Source organism: Nocardia sp. NPDC023852 (genome assembly GCF_040639505.1).
In the GTDB taxonomy this organism is placed as follows: domain Bacteria; phylum Actinomycetota; class Actinomycetes; order Mycobacteriales; family Mycobacteriaceae; genus Nocardia.
This window is the reverse complement of sequence record NZ_JBFAAB010000015.1, coordinates 159,491-176,631: the sequence shown is the minus strand read 5'-3', so window position 1 is coordinate 176,631 and position 17,141 is coordinate 159,491. Positions and strand designations below refer to the sequence as shown.

The following is a 17,141-nucleotide window of genomic DNA, read 5'->3' as shown; positions in this document are numbered from 1 at the left end:
GCAAGATCATGCGCCGCCTGCTCCGCGACATCGCCGAAGGACGCCAACTCGGCGACACCTCCACCCTGGTCGACCCGAAAGTATTCGAAGCGATCCGGACGGGCAAAGCCTGACTCGAGACGGGCGAACACAGCATCTTACGGCCGGTGACGGACGGCGGCCGTGTCCGTTAGAATTGCGTAAGGTGTGCCGGGAAGTCTGGTCGGCGCGCGGTCGCGTACCCGAAAACGGATTTGATGGGAACGCGTCCGCTCGCCCTGACCGTTCCGTCGAAAGGTTTCCCGTGATCACGCAGGTGCGCTCGGAGCTAACCCGCTATCTGCGCACCGAAACCGTCGGCGGCGCATTGCTTCTGATCGCGGCAGCTGTCGCGTTGCTGTGGGCGAATTCGCCGTGGGCCGACAGCTACCTGCGGATGACCGAGACGGTCGTGGGCATCCAGCATCTGCACCTGGAATGGACCCTGGCCGACTGGACCAAGAACGGCCTGCTCGCGATCTTCTTCTTCGTCGCGGGCCTCGAGCTCAAACGCGAATTCGTCGTCGGCGAACTGGCCGACCGCAGGCGCGCCGCGCTACCGATCGTCGCGGCGGTCGGCGGCGTGGTGACCCCCGCCCTGCTCGCGTCGGCGGTCGGCTTCGGCATCCCAGGCATGGAGCGTGGCTGGGCCATCCCGGTCGCCACCGACATCGCGTTCGCGCTGGCCGTGCTCGCGATGACGGGCTCGCGCATCCCGGCAAGCGCGCGCGTGTTCCTGCTCAGTCTCGCAGTGGTCGACGACCTATTGGCGATCGTCCTGATCGCGGTACTGTTCACCGCCGCGCTGTCGCTGCTGTGGTTGCTCGCCGCCACGGCCTGCTTCGGTGGGTGGGCGCTTGCCCAGCACAAACGGATCAGCACGCCAGTCCTCTATGTCCCGCTGGCACTGGTGTCCTGGTACGCGCTACATGAGGCGGGAATTCACCCGACCCTGGCGGGCGTGGTGCTCGGCCTGCTCACCAGGGTGCGGCCGGACCCAGGCGAGAGGCAGGCGCCCGCCACCCGGCTCGAACACTTGATCCAGCCGATCTCCGCAGGACTGTGTGTCCCGCTGTTCGCGCTGTTCGCGTCGGGAGTTCCGTTGGATACCAGGGTGTTCGGCGAGCTGTTCACCGATAGGCTCGCATTGGCCGTTATTCTCGGCTTGCTGCTGGGCAAGACCGCGGGCATCTTCGGGATCAGCTGGGCCGCAATCCGATTGGGTATCGCGAAACGCCCGATGGGGCTTGGGTACCGGGATATGTTCGCCCTGTCGGTGCTCGGCGCGATCGGCTTCACGGTTAGCCTTCTCATGGCGGAACTCGCGCTGGGCGACGTCGGAGACGGCTCCGCCGTCGAGTTGGCGAAGGCCGCTGTGTTGGTCACGTCGATGACGGCGTCGCTCGCGGGTTCGGCGCTACTGTTGCGGCGTGGGCGTGTCCACCAAGCGCGGCGAGACCGGCGTGCGCTACAACGTGAAGAGTAATGCGGCGCGAGCGATGTGCCCGGAGGCGGTAGCCTGCGTGACCACGAAGGGCACCGGGAGCGCCGCGGAGAGAACAGAGCGGCGCGAGCGATGTGCCCGGAGGCGGTAGCCTGCGTGACCACGAAGGGCACCGGGAGCGCCGCGGAGAGAACAGAGCCGAAGCAGTGCCGGGACAGGGAGAAGGGTCGACCAAGTGAGTTTCAACCACGGCGGTAACGGGAACGACGCACAGCGCGGTCGTACGGTAACCTCCATTCCCCTGTCGGACGCCGATCCCCTCGGCTCCGCGAGCTTCGGGAGCCTGGTCCGCGACGCCACCGAGCAGATGTCGACCCTGGTCCGCGCCGAGGTCGAACTGGCCAAGGCCGAGGTCACCGGCGAGATCAAGAAGGGCGTCCAGGGCAGTGTCTACTTCATCCTCGCCCTGACCGTCCTGCTGTTCAGCACCTTCTTCTTTTTCTTCTTCGTCGGTGAACTCCTCGACGTGTGGCTGGTGCGCTGGGCCGCCTTCCTGATCGTCTTCCTGCTGATGATCGTGGCGACCGCGATGCTCGCGTTGCTCGGCTATCTGCGGGTGAAGAAGCTTCGCGCGCCGGAGAAGACGATCGACTCACTCAAGCAGGCGCGCACGGTGCTGCCGCACGGCCTCGGCGGATCCGCGCATGATGACCACCTCGGGTTGGAGAAGCAGACATCCTAGGCGCGCGTTAGCAGGCGGGTACGGCGGCTACTAGGCTCGATCGCCGTGTCGTCGAACTTACTTCCGGACCCGTCCAGCGTCCGCTACGACGGACCGTGGACGCATCGGGATGTTCATGCCAACGGCATTCGATTCCATGTCGTCGAGGCGGCCACCGGGCGTTCCGACGCCCCGCTCGTCGTGCTGCTACACGGATTCGCCGACTTCTGGTGGTCCTGGCGTAACCAGCTGACCGGCCTTGCCGACCTCGGCTACCGTGCCGTCGCTGTCGACCTGCGCGGCTACGGCGACAGCGACAAACCCCCGCGTGGCTACGACGGCTGGACATTGGCGGGTGACATCGCCGGGCTCATCCGCGCACTCGGTTACACCGACGCCACGCTGGTCGGGCATGCCGACGGCGGGCTGGTCTGCTGGACGACCGCCGTGCTGCACCCGCGGCTGGTCCGCTCGATCGCGTTGGTGGGCTCGCCGCATCCGTCGGCGCTGAAGAGCGCCGTATTGCGCAACCGCCGCCAGCGCGCGGCCTGGCTGCCGAATTTCCTGCGCTACCAACTCCCGCGCTACGGCGAGCACCTGTTGACCACCGCCGATGGCATCGAGGTGGAACGGCTGCTGCGGCAGCGGGTGAGTGCGGGCTGGTCGGGCACCGCCGAATTCGTCGACACCGCGCGGCGGATGCGGTCGGCCATCCGGATCCCCGGCGCGGCGCACTGTGCGCTGGAGTATCAGCGCTGGGCGTTCCGCAGCCAGTGGCGCCCGGACGGCCGCCGGTTCATGGCGACCATGCGCGAACCCATTCACATCCCGGTGCTGGCCATGCGCGGCGACCTCGACCCGTATGTGCTGACCGGCACGGTTCGCCGCGGTCATCACCTATCGCCGGAACGACGCCTGGTCGCCATTCCAGCGGCGGGCCACTTCGCCCATCAGGAGAACCCGGACGCCGTCACGACGGAGCTGGCCAAACTCCTCGCCTGAGCTTTTCGCGAGTGCTTCCCTGGCCACGCACGTGCGTGGCCAGGGACTCGATCAGCTGAGGACGCAGGCGCCGGTGTCGACCGGGGCGTTGATACCGCCGGCCGCGTCGAGCTGGGCGCGGACCTCCGCGAGCGTGAGCACGTAGCCGGTGTCGTCGTCGGTGACGGCGGCGCCGAAGACCACGCCGAGTACCTGCCCGTCCGTATCCACCAGCGGCCCGCCGGAATTGCCCGCCCTGACCTGGCCGCGGACGGTGTAGACCTCGCGCTCCACGGTGCCGTTGCGGTAGATGGTCGGGCCGGTGAGATCCAGTGTCTCGCGGACGCGGGCCGCGCTGGCCGTGTAAGGGCCGCCACCCGGGTAGCCGAGCACGATGGCACTGTCCCCCGAACGCGCAGGCGCGGGCGCCTGCCCGACCGCCGGCGCGGTCAGCCCGGGCACCGCGAGCACCGCGACGTCCTCGGACGGGTCGAACAGCACCACATTGGCGTCCAGCGGGCCACGCGGGGTGTCCACCGCGACGCTGGTGGTGCCCGCGACGACGTGGGCGTTGGTCATCACCCGCTCCGGGGCGATCACGAAGCCCGAACCCTCCAGCGCCCGTTGACAACTCGGTGCGACACCGCGAATGCGCAGCACGCTCTGCTGCAACGACGCCGCGACCGGGCTGGCAAGCACGCTCGGATCGGGTGGTTCGACGGCCGCGATCGGCGCGCGGCCGAACGGCCCGATCACATCCGGCAGACCGGAGGTGTTGAGCAGTTTGGAGAACTCGTTGGGCAGGCGGCGCAACCAGTTCGGCGCGACGTCGTTGACGTCGGCGAGCACGCGGGAACCGTTGATCGCGGTCGCGACGGCCGGTTGCGACGAGGTGGCCAACGGCAACGCGAGCAGCCACGCGGTGACCAGGACGGCCACCGCCTGCAGCACGGCGCCGACCACACTGTCCACGCTGCGCGTGAACGGGTGGCGCATGCCGCTGCGGGCAGCGCGCCCGAGCACCATGCCAGCGACCTCGCCGACGATCACCAGCACCACGATGAGCAGCACGCCGGTGAGCACCCTGGTGCGGCCCTCGTCGACGTGGACCAGGACGTGCGGCGCGATCAGGATGCCCGCGACCGCGCCGAGTACCACGCCGAGGAAGGCGAGCGCGGAGGCCACCGCGCCCTGTCGCCACCCCGAGGAGGCGGCAAGCAGCGCAAGCAGCACCACCGCGATGTCGAGCCAGGCCGACGAGCTCATAACGTCATCCCCACGGCGGCGAGTGCGGTCTCCAGGTCACGAACGTCCTCGTGGTCCCACTCGCGTTCCCAACCCGCGGCTCTGAAGATCCCGCCGAGGATCCCGCCGGTCAGTCCCCAGACCAACATTCCATCCACCTGGAATGCCGAGCTCTGGTAGCCGAGGGTGCTCTTGACCAGGAAGCGGTTCGCCGGATCGAGCAGCTGGGCGACCGGAACACGCACGACACGCTCGGTCTCGCTCTCGTTCACCACACGGACCTCGCTGGGCGTGCGCCAGTATGCGACAACCGGCGTCACGTCGAACCGGGACGGCGGCACGAACAGTTTCGGAAGTACGGCGACAGGTTGCACGCCCTTGCGGTCGAGTCCGGTCTCCTCCCAGGCTTCACGCAGTGCGGTGTCTATCGGCCCGGTGTCGTCGGGATCCACCTCGCCGCCGGGGAAAGCGACCTGACCGCGATGCTGGCGCATGGTGGACGCGCGCTGGGTCAGCAGTACCTCCGCGTCCGCGGGCAGTCCGCCGGGCGCCTCCGGGTCCGCGTCGGCCGAGCCGCCGAACAGCACGAGCACCGCGGCCTGCCGCGGCGTCGAGGTCACGGTCACGGCTCTGCGCAGTGCGCGGGCCACCGTCAAGGTGTCGGCGGTGTCGGCAGCCGGGTCGGCCGATCTACTCAGCCACTTCGGAATGTCTTCTGGCACAGGGATGGTCATGTCGCATCTCCCCGCACGACGCCGCCGACCCGATTGAACGCCCGCACAAACACCTCCACCACCGATCTGTCCACCCGCAGTGTCATGCGGCCACTCCAAGCTCGCCCGCGACGGTGTTCGCGATGTCATCGACCCCGTTGAAGGCACGCACCACAACCTCGGCAACCGAGCCGTCGGCCCGCAGCAGCACCGAAACCGGCAGCACCGCGGGGGCGCCGACGGCCGTGCGCACCCGCGCGTCCGCATCGAGCACGCCGGACAGCTTCACGCTCAGTCCACTCAGCCTGGACAGTGCCTTGGCCTCGTCGGGGTCGCTGTGCACGGTCAGCACCGTAATCGCGTTCCCGGCGCGCTGTGCGAATTGCTGCAAATACGGCAACTCTTGGGCACACGGTGCACACCAGTAGGCCCAGAGGTTCAGCAGGGCCGGCTTGCCCGCCAGGCCGGCGGCCAGGTCGACCGGTCTGCCGTCTGCCAGGCATTCCAGGGTGATGCCTGCCAGCGGGCCGTTTCCGCCGGAGCCTCGCGCGGGTTGCGGGCAGGAGGACAAGCCGGCCGCGGCGCGCAGGTCCTCCGACACGCCGGACGCGGCGCGCGTCGGCCGTTCGCGACCCGAGTTCACGTCGTTGTCATCACCCTCGCGCGGCCACACCGCGATCGCGAGCGCCACTACCACCACGAGACCGGCAAGTGCCCAACGCCACCTGTACGCTGCCCCTCTACCGCCGGAGGGCTTCGAGCTCACCGGCCCACCAGCTCGAGCAGATGCTCCCGCTCCGGCCCCTTCACAAGTTTGGCAGCGGCCTCCGGATCGGTCGGCCCGGTCCCGAACGACGGGCAGTCCTTGGCCAGGATGCACGCACCGCACGCCGGTTTGCGAGCATGGCACACGCGGCGCCCGTGAAAGATCACCCGGTGCGACAGCATCGTCCATTCCTTGCGCTCGATCAGCGCGCCGACGATGTGTTCGACCTTCACCGGATCTTCCTCGGCGGTCCACTGCCAGCGGCGCACCAAGCGGCCGAAATGGGTATCGACCGTGATGCCTGGCACTCCGAACGCGTTACCGAGGATGACGTTGGCGGTCTTGCGTCCGATCCCGGGCAAACGAACGAGTTCCACCAGGGTGTGAGGCAATTCACCATCATGCTGCTCGAGCAGCGTCTGCCCGAGGCCGATCAGAGCGGTGGTTTTGTTCCGGTAGAACCCGGTGGGTCGGAGGTATTCCTCCAGCTCTGCGCGGTTTGCCTCGGCGTAGGCGCGGGCGTCCGGGTAGCGCGCGAACACCGCCGGGGTGGTGAGATTCACGCGCTCATCGGTGCACTGCGCGGAAAGTATTGTCGCGACCGCCAATTCGAGCGGAGTGGTGAAATCCAGCTCACAGTGCGCATCCGGGAAAGCGACCGCGAGTTCCCGGTTCATCCGGCGCGCTCTCCGGACCAGCCCGAGCCGGGTTTCCGCCTGTCGCGCCCTGGTTTTCCGTTTCGGAGCCGCGGCAGCGACCGGCTGCGGATCGGAGGCCTCGGGGGCAGGCGAAAGCCCGTTCCCGGCGGCGATGGAGGGGGAAACTCGCACGCGTCCACCATACGTAACCGGCGGACAACGTTGCCCTTCCAGTTGGGTTGCCGTGTTCCATCTGAGACCTGGACCGTGTTTACTGCTCGACATGCAAGGACTCGCTGTGGCGCTCTTCCCAGTGGTGTTGATGCTGTTCGCACTGGGCATGGAGCGGGTCGAGAATCGACTCAGCAAGCTTCTCGAACCCGACGAAGAGGTTCAGCAGTACCTGGACAACGCAAGCAACGCCGAGGTGAAGGAGCTGACGAAGCTCGGTCTGCCGGCGGCCGTGGCCCGGATGCGTAGGCGCCGCTCCCGCGGCGAGGAGCTGGATGTGGCCCGGGCAAGCTGACACGGCGCAAGCGACGGTCCCGGCGGCGGCGGCAGCTTGCGTAACCACGAAGGGACTCTCGAACGCCGCCGATCGGACACTGGTACGGTTCTCCGCTGCGCCGCGCAATTCACTCATTACGTGGTGTCTGTCACTACGCTGTCATCATGCCGCGTAGACTGCGCTGTTGGCCGAGTCGCTTCGGTCCAGTACAGAGCCATTTCCCATAAGGAGCACATTCGTGGACGAGGCCCTCGCCAGAGCAGGCATCTTCCAGGGCGTCGAGCCCACTGCGGTGGCCGCCCTCGCCAAGCAGCTGCAGCCCGTGGATTTCCCGCGCGGCCATGTCATCTTCAACGAAGGTGAGCCCGGCGACCGGCTGTACATCATCACGTCCGGCAAGGTGAAGATCGGTCGTCGCTCGCCCGATGGCCGGGAGAACCTGCTGACCATCATGGGCCCGTCCGATATGTTCGGTGAGCTGTCGATCTTCGATCCCGGCCCGCGCACCTCCACCGCGACCACGGTGACCGAGGTCCGCGCCGTGACAATGGACCGCGACGCCCTCAAGGCTTGGATCGACCAGCGCCCCGAGATCGCCGAGCAGCTGCTCCGCGTGCTCGCCCGCCGCCTGCGGCGCACCAACAACAACCTGGCCGACCTGATCTTCACCGACGTTCCCGGCCGGGTCGCCAAGGCGCTGCTGCAGCTCGCGCAGCGCTTCGGCACCCAGGAGGCGGGCGCCCTGCGGGTTACCCATGACCTGACCCAGGAGGAGATCGCCCAGCTGGTCGGCGCCTCCCGCGAGACCGTGAACAAGGCGCTCGCCGACTTCGCACATCGCGGCTGGCTGCGGCTGGAGGGTAAGAGCGTGCTCATCTCGGACTCCGAGCGGCTCGCTCGCCGCGCGCGGTAACGCTCGCACCGACAACGCACAGCACGCCGGATTCAGCGCTCCACTGAACCCGGCGTGCTGTTGTCGTCTTCCTGGTCAGCCGTGCGTCCGAAGGTATTCCAGCTGCGCCCGCACCGAGCTGCGCGCGGCTGGCCACAGCCGCTTGTCCACGTCGGCGTACACGCGCCGCACCACCGCCATCGCGCCAGCGTCCGGCCCGAGCACCCGCAATGCCGCACGTACCTGGTCGAGCCGCTCCTGCCGATGAGTTATGTAGTACCGCGCGATCGGCTCCAGATCGGGATGGTCCGGGCCATGCGCGGGCAGCAGCGCCTTGCCCTTGCCCGCCTCGACCAGCTTGTCCAGCGACGACAGATAGTCCGCCAGGGTGCCGTCGCTGGAGTCCAGCACGGTGGTACCCGCGCCGAGAATGGTGTCGCCCGTCAGCACGGCATCGTCGAGGACGAAGCTCACCGAGTCGCCGGTGTGGCCCGGCGTGTGCAGCACGGTGATCCGCAAACCCGCCGCCTCGACCACCTCGCCGTCCACCAGGGGCGCGTCCGAGCCCCGCAGAAAGCCGGGATCCTTTGCCCGCACCGGTGTTCCGGTCAGCTCGACCAGCCGATCGATGCCGCCGGTGTGGTCGTGGTGGCGGTGGGTGATCAGGACGAGGGCGATCTCGCCGCCGGTGGCCTCGGCGATCGCCGTACCGTGCGGCTTGTCCTTGGGCCCCGGATCGACCACCACACAGTCCGATCGCCCCGGAGCGCGCAGTATCCAGGTGTTGGTCCCCTCCAGTGTCATCGGCCCCGGATTGTCGGCGAGCAGCACCGCCGCCGTCGGGGTGACTCGCCGCAACTGACCATACGCAGGGTGCTCGGGCGCCATGCCACATTTTCCTCGAGTGAAAGAGGGTAGATCTACCCGAACATTCGTTTACGCCGACTCGTGTCCAGAGCGCATCCTCTGCGGACATCGACAGAATCCGGAGTGGAGCGGAGTGAAACTTGCCACTCCCCGCACAGCGCGAGTCTCACGATCGCGCCCGTGCGGCCGATATCACAGCACCTCGGCGATCAATTCGACCTCGACCGGAGTGTTCCTGGGAAGTTCGGCCACACCCACGGCGGAGCGGGCATGCTTGCCCGCATCGCCGAACACCTGGCCCAGGAACTCCGACGCGCCGTTGACAACCACCGGCTGCTCACCGAATCCCGGTGCGGACGCCACGAATCCGACCACCTTCACAATCCGCACCACCGCGTCCAGCCCGACCAGATCGTGCACCGCGGCCAGCGCGTTCAGCGCACACAGCCGCGCCGCTTCCTTGGCCGCCTCGATCGAGACCTCGGCGCCGACCTTGCCAACCGCGGACAACTCACCGTCCACGAACGGCAACTGGCCGGAGGTGTAGACGAGCGACCCCGTGCGGATCGCAGGAATGTAGGCGGCGACCGGGGCCACAACCGGGGGTAGGGTCAATCCGAGCTCGGCGAGATTCTTCTCCCACTGGGTCACTGCGTCATCCCCTCTCTACTTGGGCCGCTTGAGGTAGGCAACGTGCTGTTCGCCCGTCGGGCCGGGCAGGACGGTGACCAGTTCCCAGCCGTCGGCACCCCACTGGTCGAGAATCTGCTTGGTCGCGTGCGTCAGCAGCGGCACGGTCGCGTACTCCCACAAGGTCGCATCACTCATGTGCGAGAGCGTACTGTGTTCGTTTTGCAGCGCTGCGTCAGTGCGTCACCGAACACTGGGATCGCTCTGTCGCCGATCCCTGGCGGCGGCCTTGCGCATGGGCAAAGCTGGCGTTTCCTACGTCACACCCGGGTCGGCCCTATGGCACCAATTCCCGCTGCGCCCCATGATCACCAGCGACGACGGTATGTCCTCGATCCGGCGACGGTTCGCGCATCACACCAGCCCTGACGTGTCCCTATGTCGTGCCGTTTCGGGGAGCGGTGCCCCAGCAGCATTGTCTGATACAGCTGCCGGTCCTGGACTCGAGACTCGCCGGATCCCTCGGACGGGAACCCAGAACGGGTTATAGGCTCGCGAGCGTGGGAGTACCAACAGTAGTGCCGCTTTCGGCGGAGCCGGGGCTGGACACAGGGTGGCCGAAGCGCGCGGAAAAGGCCCGCTTGCACTACGTCTCCGGCAAAGGGGGCACAGGCAAGTCGACGGTGGCGGCGGCGCTGGCACTCGCGCTCGCCGCGGGGGGCCGCCGGGTGCTGTTGGTGGAGGTGGAAAGCAGGCAGTCGATCGCGCAACTGTTCGATCTGCCGCCGCTGCCGCCGACCGAAACCAGGATCGCCACCGCCGACGGTGGCGGCGAGGTGGCCGCGCTGGCACTGGATATCGAGCACGCCTTTCTCGAATACCTCGACATGTTCTACAACCTGGGCTTCGCGGGACGGGCGATGCGCAGGATGGGCGCCATCGATTTCGTCACCACGATCGCGCCCGGTCTTCGCGACGTCATCCTGACCGGAAAGATCAAAGAATGCGCGGTCCGCGTGGACAAGTCCGGCAAGCGGGTCTACGACGAAATCGTGGTCGACGCGCCGCCGACCGGGCGGATCGCAAGCTTCCTCGACGTCACCCAGGCCATGCTAGAGGTCGCCAAGGGCGGGCCGATCGCCTCGCAGGCCGAGGGCGTTTCGAAGCTGCTGCACTCGGATCAGACCATGATTCACCTGGTCACACTGCTGGAGGCGCTGCCGGTACAGGAAACCGCCGACGCCGTCGCTGAGCTGACGGCCGCCGACCTGCGCATCGGCGCGGTGATCGTGAATCGCGCGACCGAGGGCCAGCTGCCGCCCGCCCTGCGTGCACGGGCCGCGCAGGGCGATCTCGACTCCGACGCCATCCGCGCCGGCCTGAGCTCCGCAGGAATCACATTGTCGGACAATGATTTCCAGGGCTTGATCACCGAAACCGCCGAACACTCGGCCATTTTGCGCGCACAAGACGACAGCGCGGCGGAGCTGGCCAAGGTCGACGTGACCCGGCTCTACCTGCCCGCTCTCGCAGACGGGATGGACCTGGGCGGACTGTACGAACTAGCCGACCATCTCAGCGCGCAGGGAGTCCGATGAGCACGCCGAGCCCCTCCGTCGCGGCCCCGCTGGACATGTCGAAAATCCTCGCCGACCCGTCGGCGCGCGTGGTGGTCTGCTGCGGCTCCGGCGGCGTCGGGAAGACAACCACCGCCGCGGCGATCGCGTTGCGTGCGGCCGAGCAGGGGCGCAAGGTCGTGGTGCTCACGATCGACCCGGCCCGCCGGCTAGCCCAGTCACTCGGCGTCGCCGACCTGGACAACAGCCCCCAGCGAGTCGCACTGGGCCCGGAAGCCAAGGGCGAGCTACACGCCATGATGCTCAACATGCGTCGCACGTTCGACGACATGGTGCTCGAGCACACCAGCCCCGAGAAGGCGGAGCAGATCTTCGCCAACCCCTTCTATCAGACCGTCGCGTCGTCCTTCGGGGGCACGCAGGAATACATGGCTATGGAGAAGCTGGGCCAGCTGGCCCACCGGCGCGAGTGGGACCTGATCGTGGTGGACACCCCACCCTCGCGCAACGCCCTCGACTTCCTGGACGCGCCGAAGCGTCTGAACAACTTCCTCAACGGCCGCATGATCCGGGTGATCATGGCGCCGGGCCGCGGCGTCACCCGGCTGGTGACCGGTGCGATGAGCCTGGCCGTGCGTGCGGTGTCCACCATCGTCGGCGGGCAGATGCTCAAGGACGCGTCGAACTTCCTACAGTCGCTGGATTCTCTGTTCGGTGGCTTCCAGGACCGCGCCGACCGCACCTACGCGATGCTGTCGAAGCCCGGCACGCACTTCCTGGTGGTCGCGGCACCGGAACCGGACGCTCTGCGCGAAGCCTCGTTCTTCGTCGATCGGCTCTCCACCGAGCGCATGCCGCTGGCCGGGCTGGTGCTGAATCGGACGCATCCGGCGCTCAGCTCGCTGTCGGCCGATCACGCGCTGACCGCCGCCGACCAGCTCGCGGAGTCCGATCCGCTCACGGCGGCGGTGTTGCGCGTCCATGCGCGACGGGTTGCCACCGACAAGCGGGAACAGCACCTGCTGCACCGCTTCACCGGCGCGCATCCCCGCGTGCCGATCGTCACGGTGACCACGCTTCCGTTCGAGGTGTCCGATCTCGACGCACTGCGCGCCGTCGGCGATCAGCTCACCCGCACCGTCCAGGCAACCACCTGATACTCAGGCGTATCCGCTATCGGTTCAACCGCCTTCGAACCAAACCGAGCCCGCTTCCGCGGGCTCCGTTTCGTTGTTCTGCTAGGGCTACATCGCCACCTGATGCTGCCGCTGGGCCTGGAAGAAATCGGCCCAGGATGTCACCTCCGGATGCTGCTTCAACAGCGCGCGGCGCTGCCGTTCGGTCATGCCGCCCCACACGCCGAACTCGACGCGATTGTCGAGGGCGTCGGCACCACACTGCATGAGCACCGGACAGTGCCTGCAGATCGTCGCCGCTTTGCGCTGCGCCGCACCGCGGACGAACAGCTGATCGGGATCTACTTCTTTGCATCGGGCCTGGGCTACCCAGGCGATTCTTGCTTCGGCCTGCTCCACGTCCAATCGAGCGATGGGGGTTGTCATGTGCATTTGGTGTGCCCCTTTGCAGTCCGAACACCGGGTCAACGGCGCTCCAGAATCGCGTGTCACCACCGCAGCAACCCAACCCCGCTGCGCAGTGCACCACATTCCACATTTGAGTGTTAGCTCTATCACACTGGGTTCTCAATCTAGGTAAAGGTATAGCGCTTGCGCAAGACCGTCCCGAGATTTTTTGGTACGTCCGTCCCTGCAAAGTCGGGCTCACACAGGACGGTCAGGCAGATTCCGGATGTGCCGTTCCCCGACACGCCAGAGCTGAATCCACGACACGCCCATGCCGGTTCGCGGATCACCAGTTCCGGCCATCGGACAAATGCCGCCAAGAAGACGCGAACGGCACCCCGTAGTCTTGGGGTCGTGCCGATCACACATACGCTCGCGAGGCTGGCTGGCAGCTGTGCGCTGGCCGCCGTGCTCGTCGCCGGGTTGTTGTTCCCGCTCGCAGGCGGTTTCGGATTCGTATCCAACCGCGCCGCCGACGCCGTCGACAACGTCTCCGCGGAGTTGGTGGAAGGAACGGTGCCCGCGGTCTCGACCATGGTCGACGCGGCGGGCAATCCGATCGCCTGGCTGTACGAGCAGCGCCGGTTCGAGGTCCCCAGCGACAAGATCTCCAACGACATGAAACTGGCGATCGTGTCCATCGAGGACCGGCGTTTTGCCGAACACGAGGGCGTGGACTGGCAGGGCACGCTGCGCGCGTTCCTCACCAACACGAGCAGCGGCGAGGTCCAGCAGGGCGCGTCGACGCTGGATCAGCAGTATGTGAAGAACTTCCAGCTGCTCGTGGTCGCCAAGACCGATGCCGAGCGCCGCGCCGCGATCGAGACCACCCCGGCCCGCAAGATCCGTGAGATCCGGATGGCGCTCACGCTGGACCGGGAGCTGACCAAAGACGAGATCCTCACTCGGTACCTCAACCTCGTCCCGTTCGGTAATTCCTCCTACGGCATCCAAGACGCCGCGCAGACCTACTTCGGTGTCGACGCGGCGGAGCTGAACATCTGGCAGGCCGCGATGCTGGCGGGCATGGTGCAGAGCTCCTCGAAGCTCAACCCGTACACCAACGCCGATGGCGTGCTGGCCCGGCGCAACACGGTGCTGGACACCCTGATCCAGAACATCCCGAGCCGCGCCAACGAGTTCCGTGAGGCCAAGGCCAAGCCGCTGGGGGTGCTGCCGGAGCCCAAGGGCCTGCCGCGCGGCTGCATCGCGGCCAACGACCGCGGCTTCTTCTGCGACTACGCGCTGCAGTACCTCGCCAACGCGGGCATCAGCCGCGACCAGATCGACAAGGGCGGCTATCTCATCAAGACCACGCTCGACCCGGCCGTGCAGGACTCGGTGAAACGGTCGGTGACGGAGGCAGCCAACCCGAACCTCGACGACATCGCACAGGTCATGTCCGTGGTCGCACCGGGGCCGGACTCCCATCCGGTGCTCGCGATGGCCAGCAGTCGCACCTACGGCCTGAACCGGGACGCGAGCGAGACCGTGCAGCCCCAGCCGTACTCGCTGGTCGGTGACGGCGCCGGCTCGATCTTCAAAATCTTCACGGCCGCCGCGGCCATGGAAAAGGGCCTCGGCATCAACGCCGAGCTCGACGTGCCCGGCCGATTCGAGGCCAAGGGTATGGGTAACGGTGGTGCGCGCGGCTGCCCGCCGGCCACTTACTGCGTCGAGAACGCGGGCAAGTACAAGTCGCCGATGTCGGTGACCGAGGCGCTGGCCACCTCACCGAACACCGCCTTCGTCAAACTGATCCAGGCGGTCGGGGTCACCCCGACCGTCGACATGGCGATCCGGCTCGGTATGCGCACTTACACCGAGGCGGGCACATCCGGCCACGGCAACCAAAGCCTGGCGGACATGGTCAAGGACCAGAATCTCGGCTCCTTCACTCTCGGCCCGGTCGCGATCAACCCGCTCGAGCTGTCCAATGTCGCCGCGACGCTGGGCTCGGGTGGCCGGTGGTGCCCGCCGAACCCGATCAAGGATGTCGTCGACCGCCAAGGCAGGCAGGTGCCGCTGACCCAGCAGGCGTGCGAACAGGTCGTCGAGCCAGGTTTGGCGAACACCCTGGCCAACGCGATGAGCAAGGACGACACCAGCGGCACGGCCGCGGGTGCGGCTCGATCGGCGGGCTGGAACTTCCCGCTCTCCGGCAAGACGGGCACCACCGAGAGCCACCGTTCGTCGGCCTTCCTCGGATTCACCAACTCGCTGGCCGCCGCGGCCTACATCTACGGCGACAGCCCGACACCCGGCGAAATCTGCTCGTTCCCGCTGCACAGTTGCGGCGACGGCAATCTGTTCGGCGGTAATGAACCGGCGCGCACCTGGTTCAACGCGATCAAGCCGGTGGTACCCCTGTTCCCGGCACCCGGGCTGCCGCCGCTGGACGACAAGTACGTGCGCGGCTCGAACAACGCCCAGGTGCCCGACGTCGCAGGCAAGACCCAGGGCGAGGCCACCTCCGCGCTGGTCGCCGCCGGCTTCCAGGTGACGTCGGTGACCGGCGCCGGGTCGCAGCCCAAGGGCACCGTGATGGGAACCGCGCCGAACGGCTCGGCGATCCCAGGTTCGGTGATCACTCTCTATATCAGCGATGGCACCGTGCGGGAAGCGCCGCCGCCCGGGCCGCCACCGGGACCGCCACCGGGGCCGCCTGGGCTGCCGATACCGCGGCTGCCACCGATCCCGATTCCGATCCCGCTCCCGCGCTGAGTGACCGAAAGGGGCCGCGAACCATCCGGTTCGCGGCCCCTTTCGCGGTTCACGCGACGCTACAGCCGTGCCTTCACCGCAGCCGAAATACGGGAACCATCGGCCTTTCCTGCCGCGAGCCCAGTGGCGATCTTCATGACCTGGCCCATCTGGCGCTTGCCGGGCCGCTCACCGATTTCCTCGGCCACCTGCGCGATCGCGGTGTCGGCGAGGTCGGCGACTTCAGCGTCGGTCAGTTGGGTCGGCAGGTATTCGTCGATGATGCGCGCCTCGGCATGCTCGTTCGCCGCCAGTTCGCCGCGCCCAGCCTGCGTGTATACCTCGGCGGACTCGTTGCGTTTCTTCGACTCCTTTTGCAGCACGGCGACGACCTCGGCGTCGGAGAGCTCACGTGCCTCCGAGCCTGCGACCTCGGCGGTCTGGATGGCCGCGAGCAGCATCCGCAACGTGGAAAGGCGCAGCGTGTCCTTGGCTTTCATCGCGACGGTCAGATCCGTCCGCAGCTGCGATTTGAGTTCCGACATGCAGCTCACGGTAGCCGGTCCGTCGCGGCCGGCCCACCACATTTGCACCGCTGTCGGATTTCCCGGCGTCCGAACCCGAGCTTGTGCGGAAACACACCCGGCGCTCCCGCACGGGGTCACCTATGCTGGGCAAATGCCCGTGATCTCGACCTCTGCTGTACGCACCACCGCGCTGGGAGCCGCCGGGGCCGCGGTGGCCGGAATCGGCTACGCCTCGCTGGTCGAACGCAACGCCTTCGTTCTGCGGGAGGCGACCATGCCCGTGTTGGCGCCGGGGTCGTCATCGCTGCGAGTACTACACATCAGCGATCTGCACATGATGCCGGGCCAGAAGCTCAAGCAGCAGTGGCTGCGCGAGCTGGACCGCCTGGAGCCCGATTTGGTGGTCAACACCGGCGACAACCTCTCGCACCAGAAGTCGGTGCCCGCGGTTGTCCAGGCCCTTGGCGGATTGCTTTCGCGTCCAGGCCTTTTCATCTTCGGCAGCAACGACTACTTCGCGCCGGTGGCGAAGAACCCGCTGAAATACTTCAAAAAGGACCACCGCCGCACCTTCGGCGCTCCGCTGCCATGGAAGGACCTGCGCGCGGCCTTCACCGAGCGCGGCTGGCTCGACCTGACCCACGTCCGCCGCGACCTCGAGGTGGCGGGCATCCGGATCGCCACCGCCGGCGTGGACGATCCACACCTGCAGCGCGACCGTTACGACACCATCGCGGGCGCTCCGAACCCGTTGGCCGAACTGCGGATCGGTCTCACCCATTCGCCGGAGCCGCGGGTACTGGACCGCTTCGCCGAGGACGGCTACGACCTGGTGCTGGCAGGGCACACGCACGGCGGCCAACTATGCCTGCCCGGATACGGCGCACTCGTCACCAACTGCGGCATCGACCGGTCCCGGGTGAAGGGCCCCTCCAAGTGGGGTGGGCGCACCCAGCTGCATGTCTCCGCTGGCATCGGCACCTCGCCGTGGGCACCGTACCGATTTTGCTGCCGCCCAGAGGCAACCCTGTTGACGCTGGTCGCCGCGCCGCCGAGACGTCCAGGAGCCGGGGCGGGCCAGGGTGTGTCGGCGTCGGAGGCCGTCGCCCGCTAAGGTCCCCTGCCGAGACGAGTGTCAGGTAGGGAAACGTGAGCGAATTCGACGACCGGCGCGACGACCCGACGGTTCTGGGACGGCCCGGTGCGCCGCGACTTCCTCAGCAACAGCCGTTCGGGGCAGCACAGTTCGATCCTGACTCGACGCGTGACGATTCCGATCCCACGGGCCTGCCGAACTCCGGGGCGCATCCGGTGGCACCCGGGCCGTC

General features: G+C 67.5%; 18 protein-coding genes. 9 read left to right on the top strand and 9 right to left on the bottom strand.

The window, feature by feature from the left end:
• Positions 1-286 precede the first annotated feature (286 nt).
• The 3 genes from nhaA (at position 287) to AB0H00_RS20820 (ending at position 3,185) form a co-directional block, all read left to right on the top strand.
• Positions 287-1,504 carry a Na+/H+ antiporter NhaA gene (nhaA, locus tag AB0H00_RS20830; protein WP_357268441.1) on the top strand — a complete coding sequence of 406 codons (1,218 nt, stop codon included), beginning with the start codon at positions 287-289 and terminating at the stop codon, positions 1,502-1,504.
• A 193-nt stretch (positions 1,505-1,697) separates the two neighbouring features.
• Positions 1,698-2,204, top strand: a complete 507-nt coding sequence (locus AB0H00_RS20825) for a phage holin family protein (RefSeq protein WP_357268407.1) — start codon at positions 1,698-1,700, stop codon at positions 2,202-2,204.
• Positions 2,205-2,249: 45 nt separating this feature from the next.
• On the top strand, positions 2,250-3,185 hold the full coding sequence (locus AB0H00_RS20820; protein WP_357268405.1) for an alpha/beta hydrolase: 936 nt from the start codon (positions 2,250-2,252) through the stop codon (positions 3,183-3,185).
• 51 nt (positions 3,186-3,236) lie between these two features.
• Here the strand turns inward: AB0H00_RS20820 and AB0H00_RS20815 are convergent, their stop codons facing one another.
• The 4 genes from AB0H00_RS20815 to nth form a co-directional block, all read right to left on the bottom strand.
• Entirely contained in the window at positions 3,237-4,430 is a 1,194-nt protein-coding gene (locus AB0H00_RS20815; protein ID WP_357268403.1) for a MarP family serine protease, read from the bottom strand.
• Complete coding sequence (locus AB0H00_RS20810) at positions 4,427-5,143, bottom strand: CoA pyrophosphatase (protein ID WP_357268401.1); 717 nt, start codon at positions 5,141-5,143, stop codon at positions 4,427-4,429. Before AB0H00_RS20810 ends, AB0H00_RS20815 begins: the two co-directional genes overlap by 4 nt.
• Before the next feature lie 82 nt (positions 5,144-5,225).
• On the bottom strand, positions 5,226-5,813 hold the full coding sequence (locus AB0H00_RS20805; RefSeq protein ID WP_357268399.1) for a TlpA disulfide reductase family protein: 588 nt from the start codon (positions 5,811-5,813) through the stop codon (positions 5,226-5,228).
• Positions 5,814-5,884: 71 nt separating this feature from the next.
• Positions 5,885-6,565 carry an endonuclease III gene (gene nth / locus AB0H00_RS20800; RefSeq protein ID WP_357268439.1) on the bottom strand — a complete coding sequence of 227 codons (681 nt, stop codon included), beginning with the start codon at positions 6,563-6,565 and terminating at the stop codon, positions 5,885-5,887.
• A 259-nt stretch (positions 6,566-6,824) separates the two neighbouring features.
• Between nth and AB0H00_RS20795 the strand changes: the two genes are divergently transcribed.
• Both AB0H00_RS20795 and AB0H00_RS20790 read left to right on the top strand, forming a co-directional pair.
• Positions 6,825-7,052 (top strand): hypothetical protein, encoded by a 228-nt coding sequence (locus AB0H00_RS20795; protein ID WP_327111777.1) that lies wholly within the window; start codon positions 6,825-6,827, stop codon positions 7,050-7,052.
• A gap of 220 nt (positions 7,053-7,272) precedes the next feature.
• Positions 7,273-7,947 carry a Crp/Fnr family transcriptional regulator gene (locus AB0H00_RS20790; RefSeq protein WP_019044571.1) on the top strand — a complete coding sequence of 225 codons (675 nt, stop codon included), beginning with the start codon at positions 7,273-7,275 and terminating at the stop codon, positions 7,945-7,947.
• A 75-nt stretch (positions 7,948-8,022) separates the two neighbouring features.
• Here the strand turns inward: AB0H00_RS20790 and AB0H00_RS20785 are convergent, their stop codons facing one another.
• From AB0H00_RS20785 to AB0H00_RS20775, 3 genes are all read right to left on the bottom strand, one after another.
• Positions 8,023-8,814, bottom strand: coding sequence for an MBL fold metallo-hydrolase (locus AB0H00_RS20785; protein ID WP_357268397.1), 792 nt, complete (start codon positions 8,812-8,814; stop codon positions 8,023-8,025).
• Between the two features lie 171 nt (positions 8,815-8,985).
• On the bottom strand, positions 8,986-9,444 hold the full coding sequence (locus tag AB0H00_RS20780) for a RidA family protein (protein ID WP_357268395.1): 459 nt from the start codon (positions 9,442-9,444) through the stop codon (positions 8,986-8,988).
• A gap of 15 nt (positions 9,445-9,459) precedes the next feature.
• On the bottom strand, positions 9,460-9,621 hold the full coding sequence (locus AB0H00_RS20775) for a DUF4177 domain-containing protein (RefSeq protein ID WP_327111756.1): 162 nt from the start codon (positions 9,619-9,621) through the stop codon (positions 9,460-9,462).
• Positions 9,622-10,001: 380 nt separating this feature from the next.
• On the opposite strand from AB0H00_RS20775, the gene AB0H00_RS20770 reads away from it, so the two are divergent.
• Complete coding sequence (locus AB0H00_RS20770; RefSeq protein WP_357268437.1) at positions 10,002-11,021, top strand: ArsA-related P-loop ATPase; 1,020 nt, start codon at positions 10,002-10,004, stop codon at positions 11,019-11,021.
• Positions 11,018-12,157: an ArsA family ATPase gene (locus AB0H00_RS20765; RefSeq protein WP_357268393.1), complete on the top strand. Its 1,140-nt coding sequence runs from the start codon at positions 11,018-11,020 to the stop codon at positions 12,155-12,157. Before AB0H00_RS20770 ends, AB0H00_RS20765 begins: the two co-directional genes overlap by 4 nt.
• Before the next feature lie 87 nt (positions 12,158-12,244).
• Here the strand turns inward: AB0H00_RS20765 and AB0H00_RS20760 are convergent, their stop codons facing one another.
• Complete coding sequence (locus AB0H00_RS20760; protein WP_014981178.1) at positions 12,245-12,568, bottom strand: WhiB family transcriptional regulator; 324 nt, start codon at positions 12,566-12,568, stop codon at positions 12,245-12,247.
• A 369-nt stretch (positions 12,569-12,937) separates the two neighbouring features.
• On the opposite strand from AB0H00_RS20760, the gene AB0H00_RS20755 reads away from it, so the two are divergent.
• Positions 12,938-15,307, top strand: coding sequence for a transglycosylase domain-containing protein (locus AB0H00_RS20755; RefSeq protein ID WP_357268391.1), 2,370 nt, complete (start codon positions 12,938-12,940; stop codon positions 15,305-15,307).
• A 59-nt stretch (positions 15,308-15,366) separates the two neighbouring features.
• Here AB0H00_RS20755 and AB0H00_RS20750 read toward each other — a convergent pair whose 3' ends face one another.
• Positions 15,367-15,831, bottom strand: a complete 465-nt coding sequence (locus tag AB0H00_RS20750; RefSeq protein WP_357268389.1) for a GatB/YqeY domain-containing protein — start codon at positions 15,829-15,831, stop codon at positions 15,367-15,369.
• A 133-nt stretch (positions 15,832-15,964) separates the two neighbouring features.
• On the opposite strand from AB0H00_RS20750, the gene AB0H00_RS20745 reads away from it, so the two are divergent.
• Positions 15,965-16,927: a metallophosphoesterase gene (locus tag AB0H00_RS20745; RefSeq protein ID WP_357268387.1), complete on the top strand. Its 963-nt coding sequence runs from the start codon at positions 15,965-15,967 to the stop codon at positions 16,925-16,927.
• Positions 16,928-17,141: the final 214 nt, after the last annotated feature.

Excerpts from the sequence above, each read along its gene's own strand:
- AB0H00_RS20745 (WP_357268387.1), top strand. The coding sequence starts at position 15,965 with ATGCCCGTGATCTCGACCTCTGCTGTACGCACCACCGCGCTGGGAGCC.
- AB0H00_RS20815 (WP_357268403.1), bottom strand. The coding sequence starts at position 4,430 with ATGAGCTCGTCGGCCTGGCTCGACATCGCGGTGGTGCTGCTTGCGCTG.
- AB0H00_RS20775 (WP_327111756.1), bottom strand. The coding sequence starts at position 9,621 with ATGAGTGATGCGACCTTGTGGGAGTACGCGACCGTGCCGCTGCTGACG.
- AB0H00_RS20785 (WP_357268397.1), bottom strand. The coding sequence starts at position 8,814 with ATGGCGCCCGAGCACCCTGCGTATGGTCAGTTGCGGCGAGTCACCCCG.
- AB0H00_RS20810 (WP_357268401.1), bottom strand. The coding sequence starts at position 5,143 with ATGACCATCCCTGTGCCAGAAGACATTCCGAAGTGGCTGAGTAGATCG.
- nth (WP_357268439.1), bottom strand. The coding sequence starts at position 6,565 with ATGAACCGGGAACTCGCGGTCGCTTTCCCGGATGCGCACTGTGAGCTG.
- AB0H00_RS20765 (WP_357268393.1), top strand. The coding sequence starts at position 11,018 with ATGAGCACGCCGAGCCCCTCCGTCGCGGCCCCGCTGGACATGTCGAAA.
- AB0H00_RS20760 (WP_014981178.1), bottom strand. The coding sequence starts at position 12,568 with ATGCACATGACAACCCCCATCGCTCGATTGGACGTGGAGCAGGCCGAA.
- AB0H00_RS20750 (WP_357268389.1), bottom strand. The coding sequence starts at position 15,831 with ATGTCGGAACTCAAATCGCAGCTGCGGACGGATCTGACCGTCGCGATG.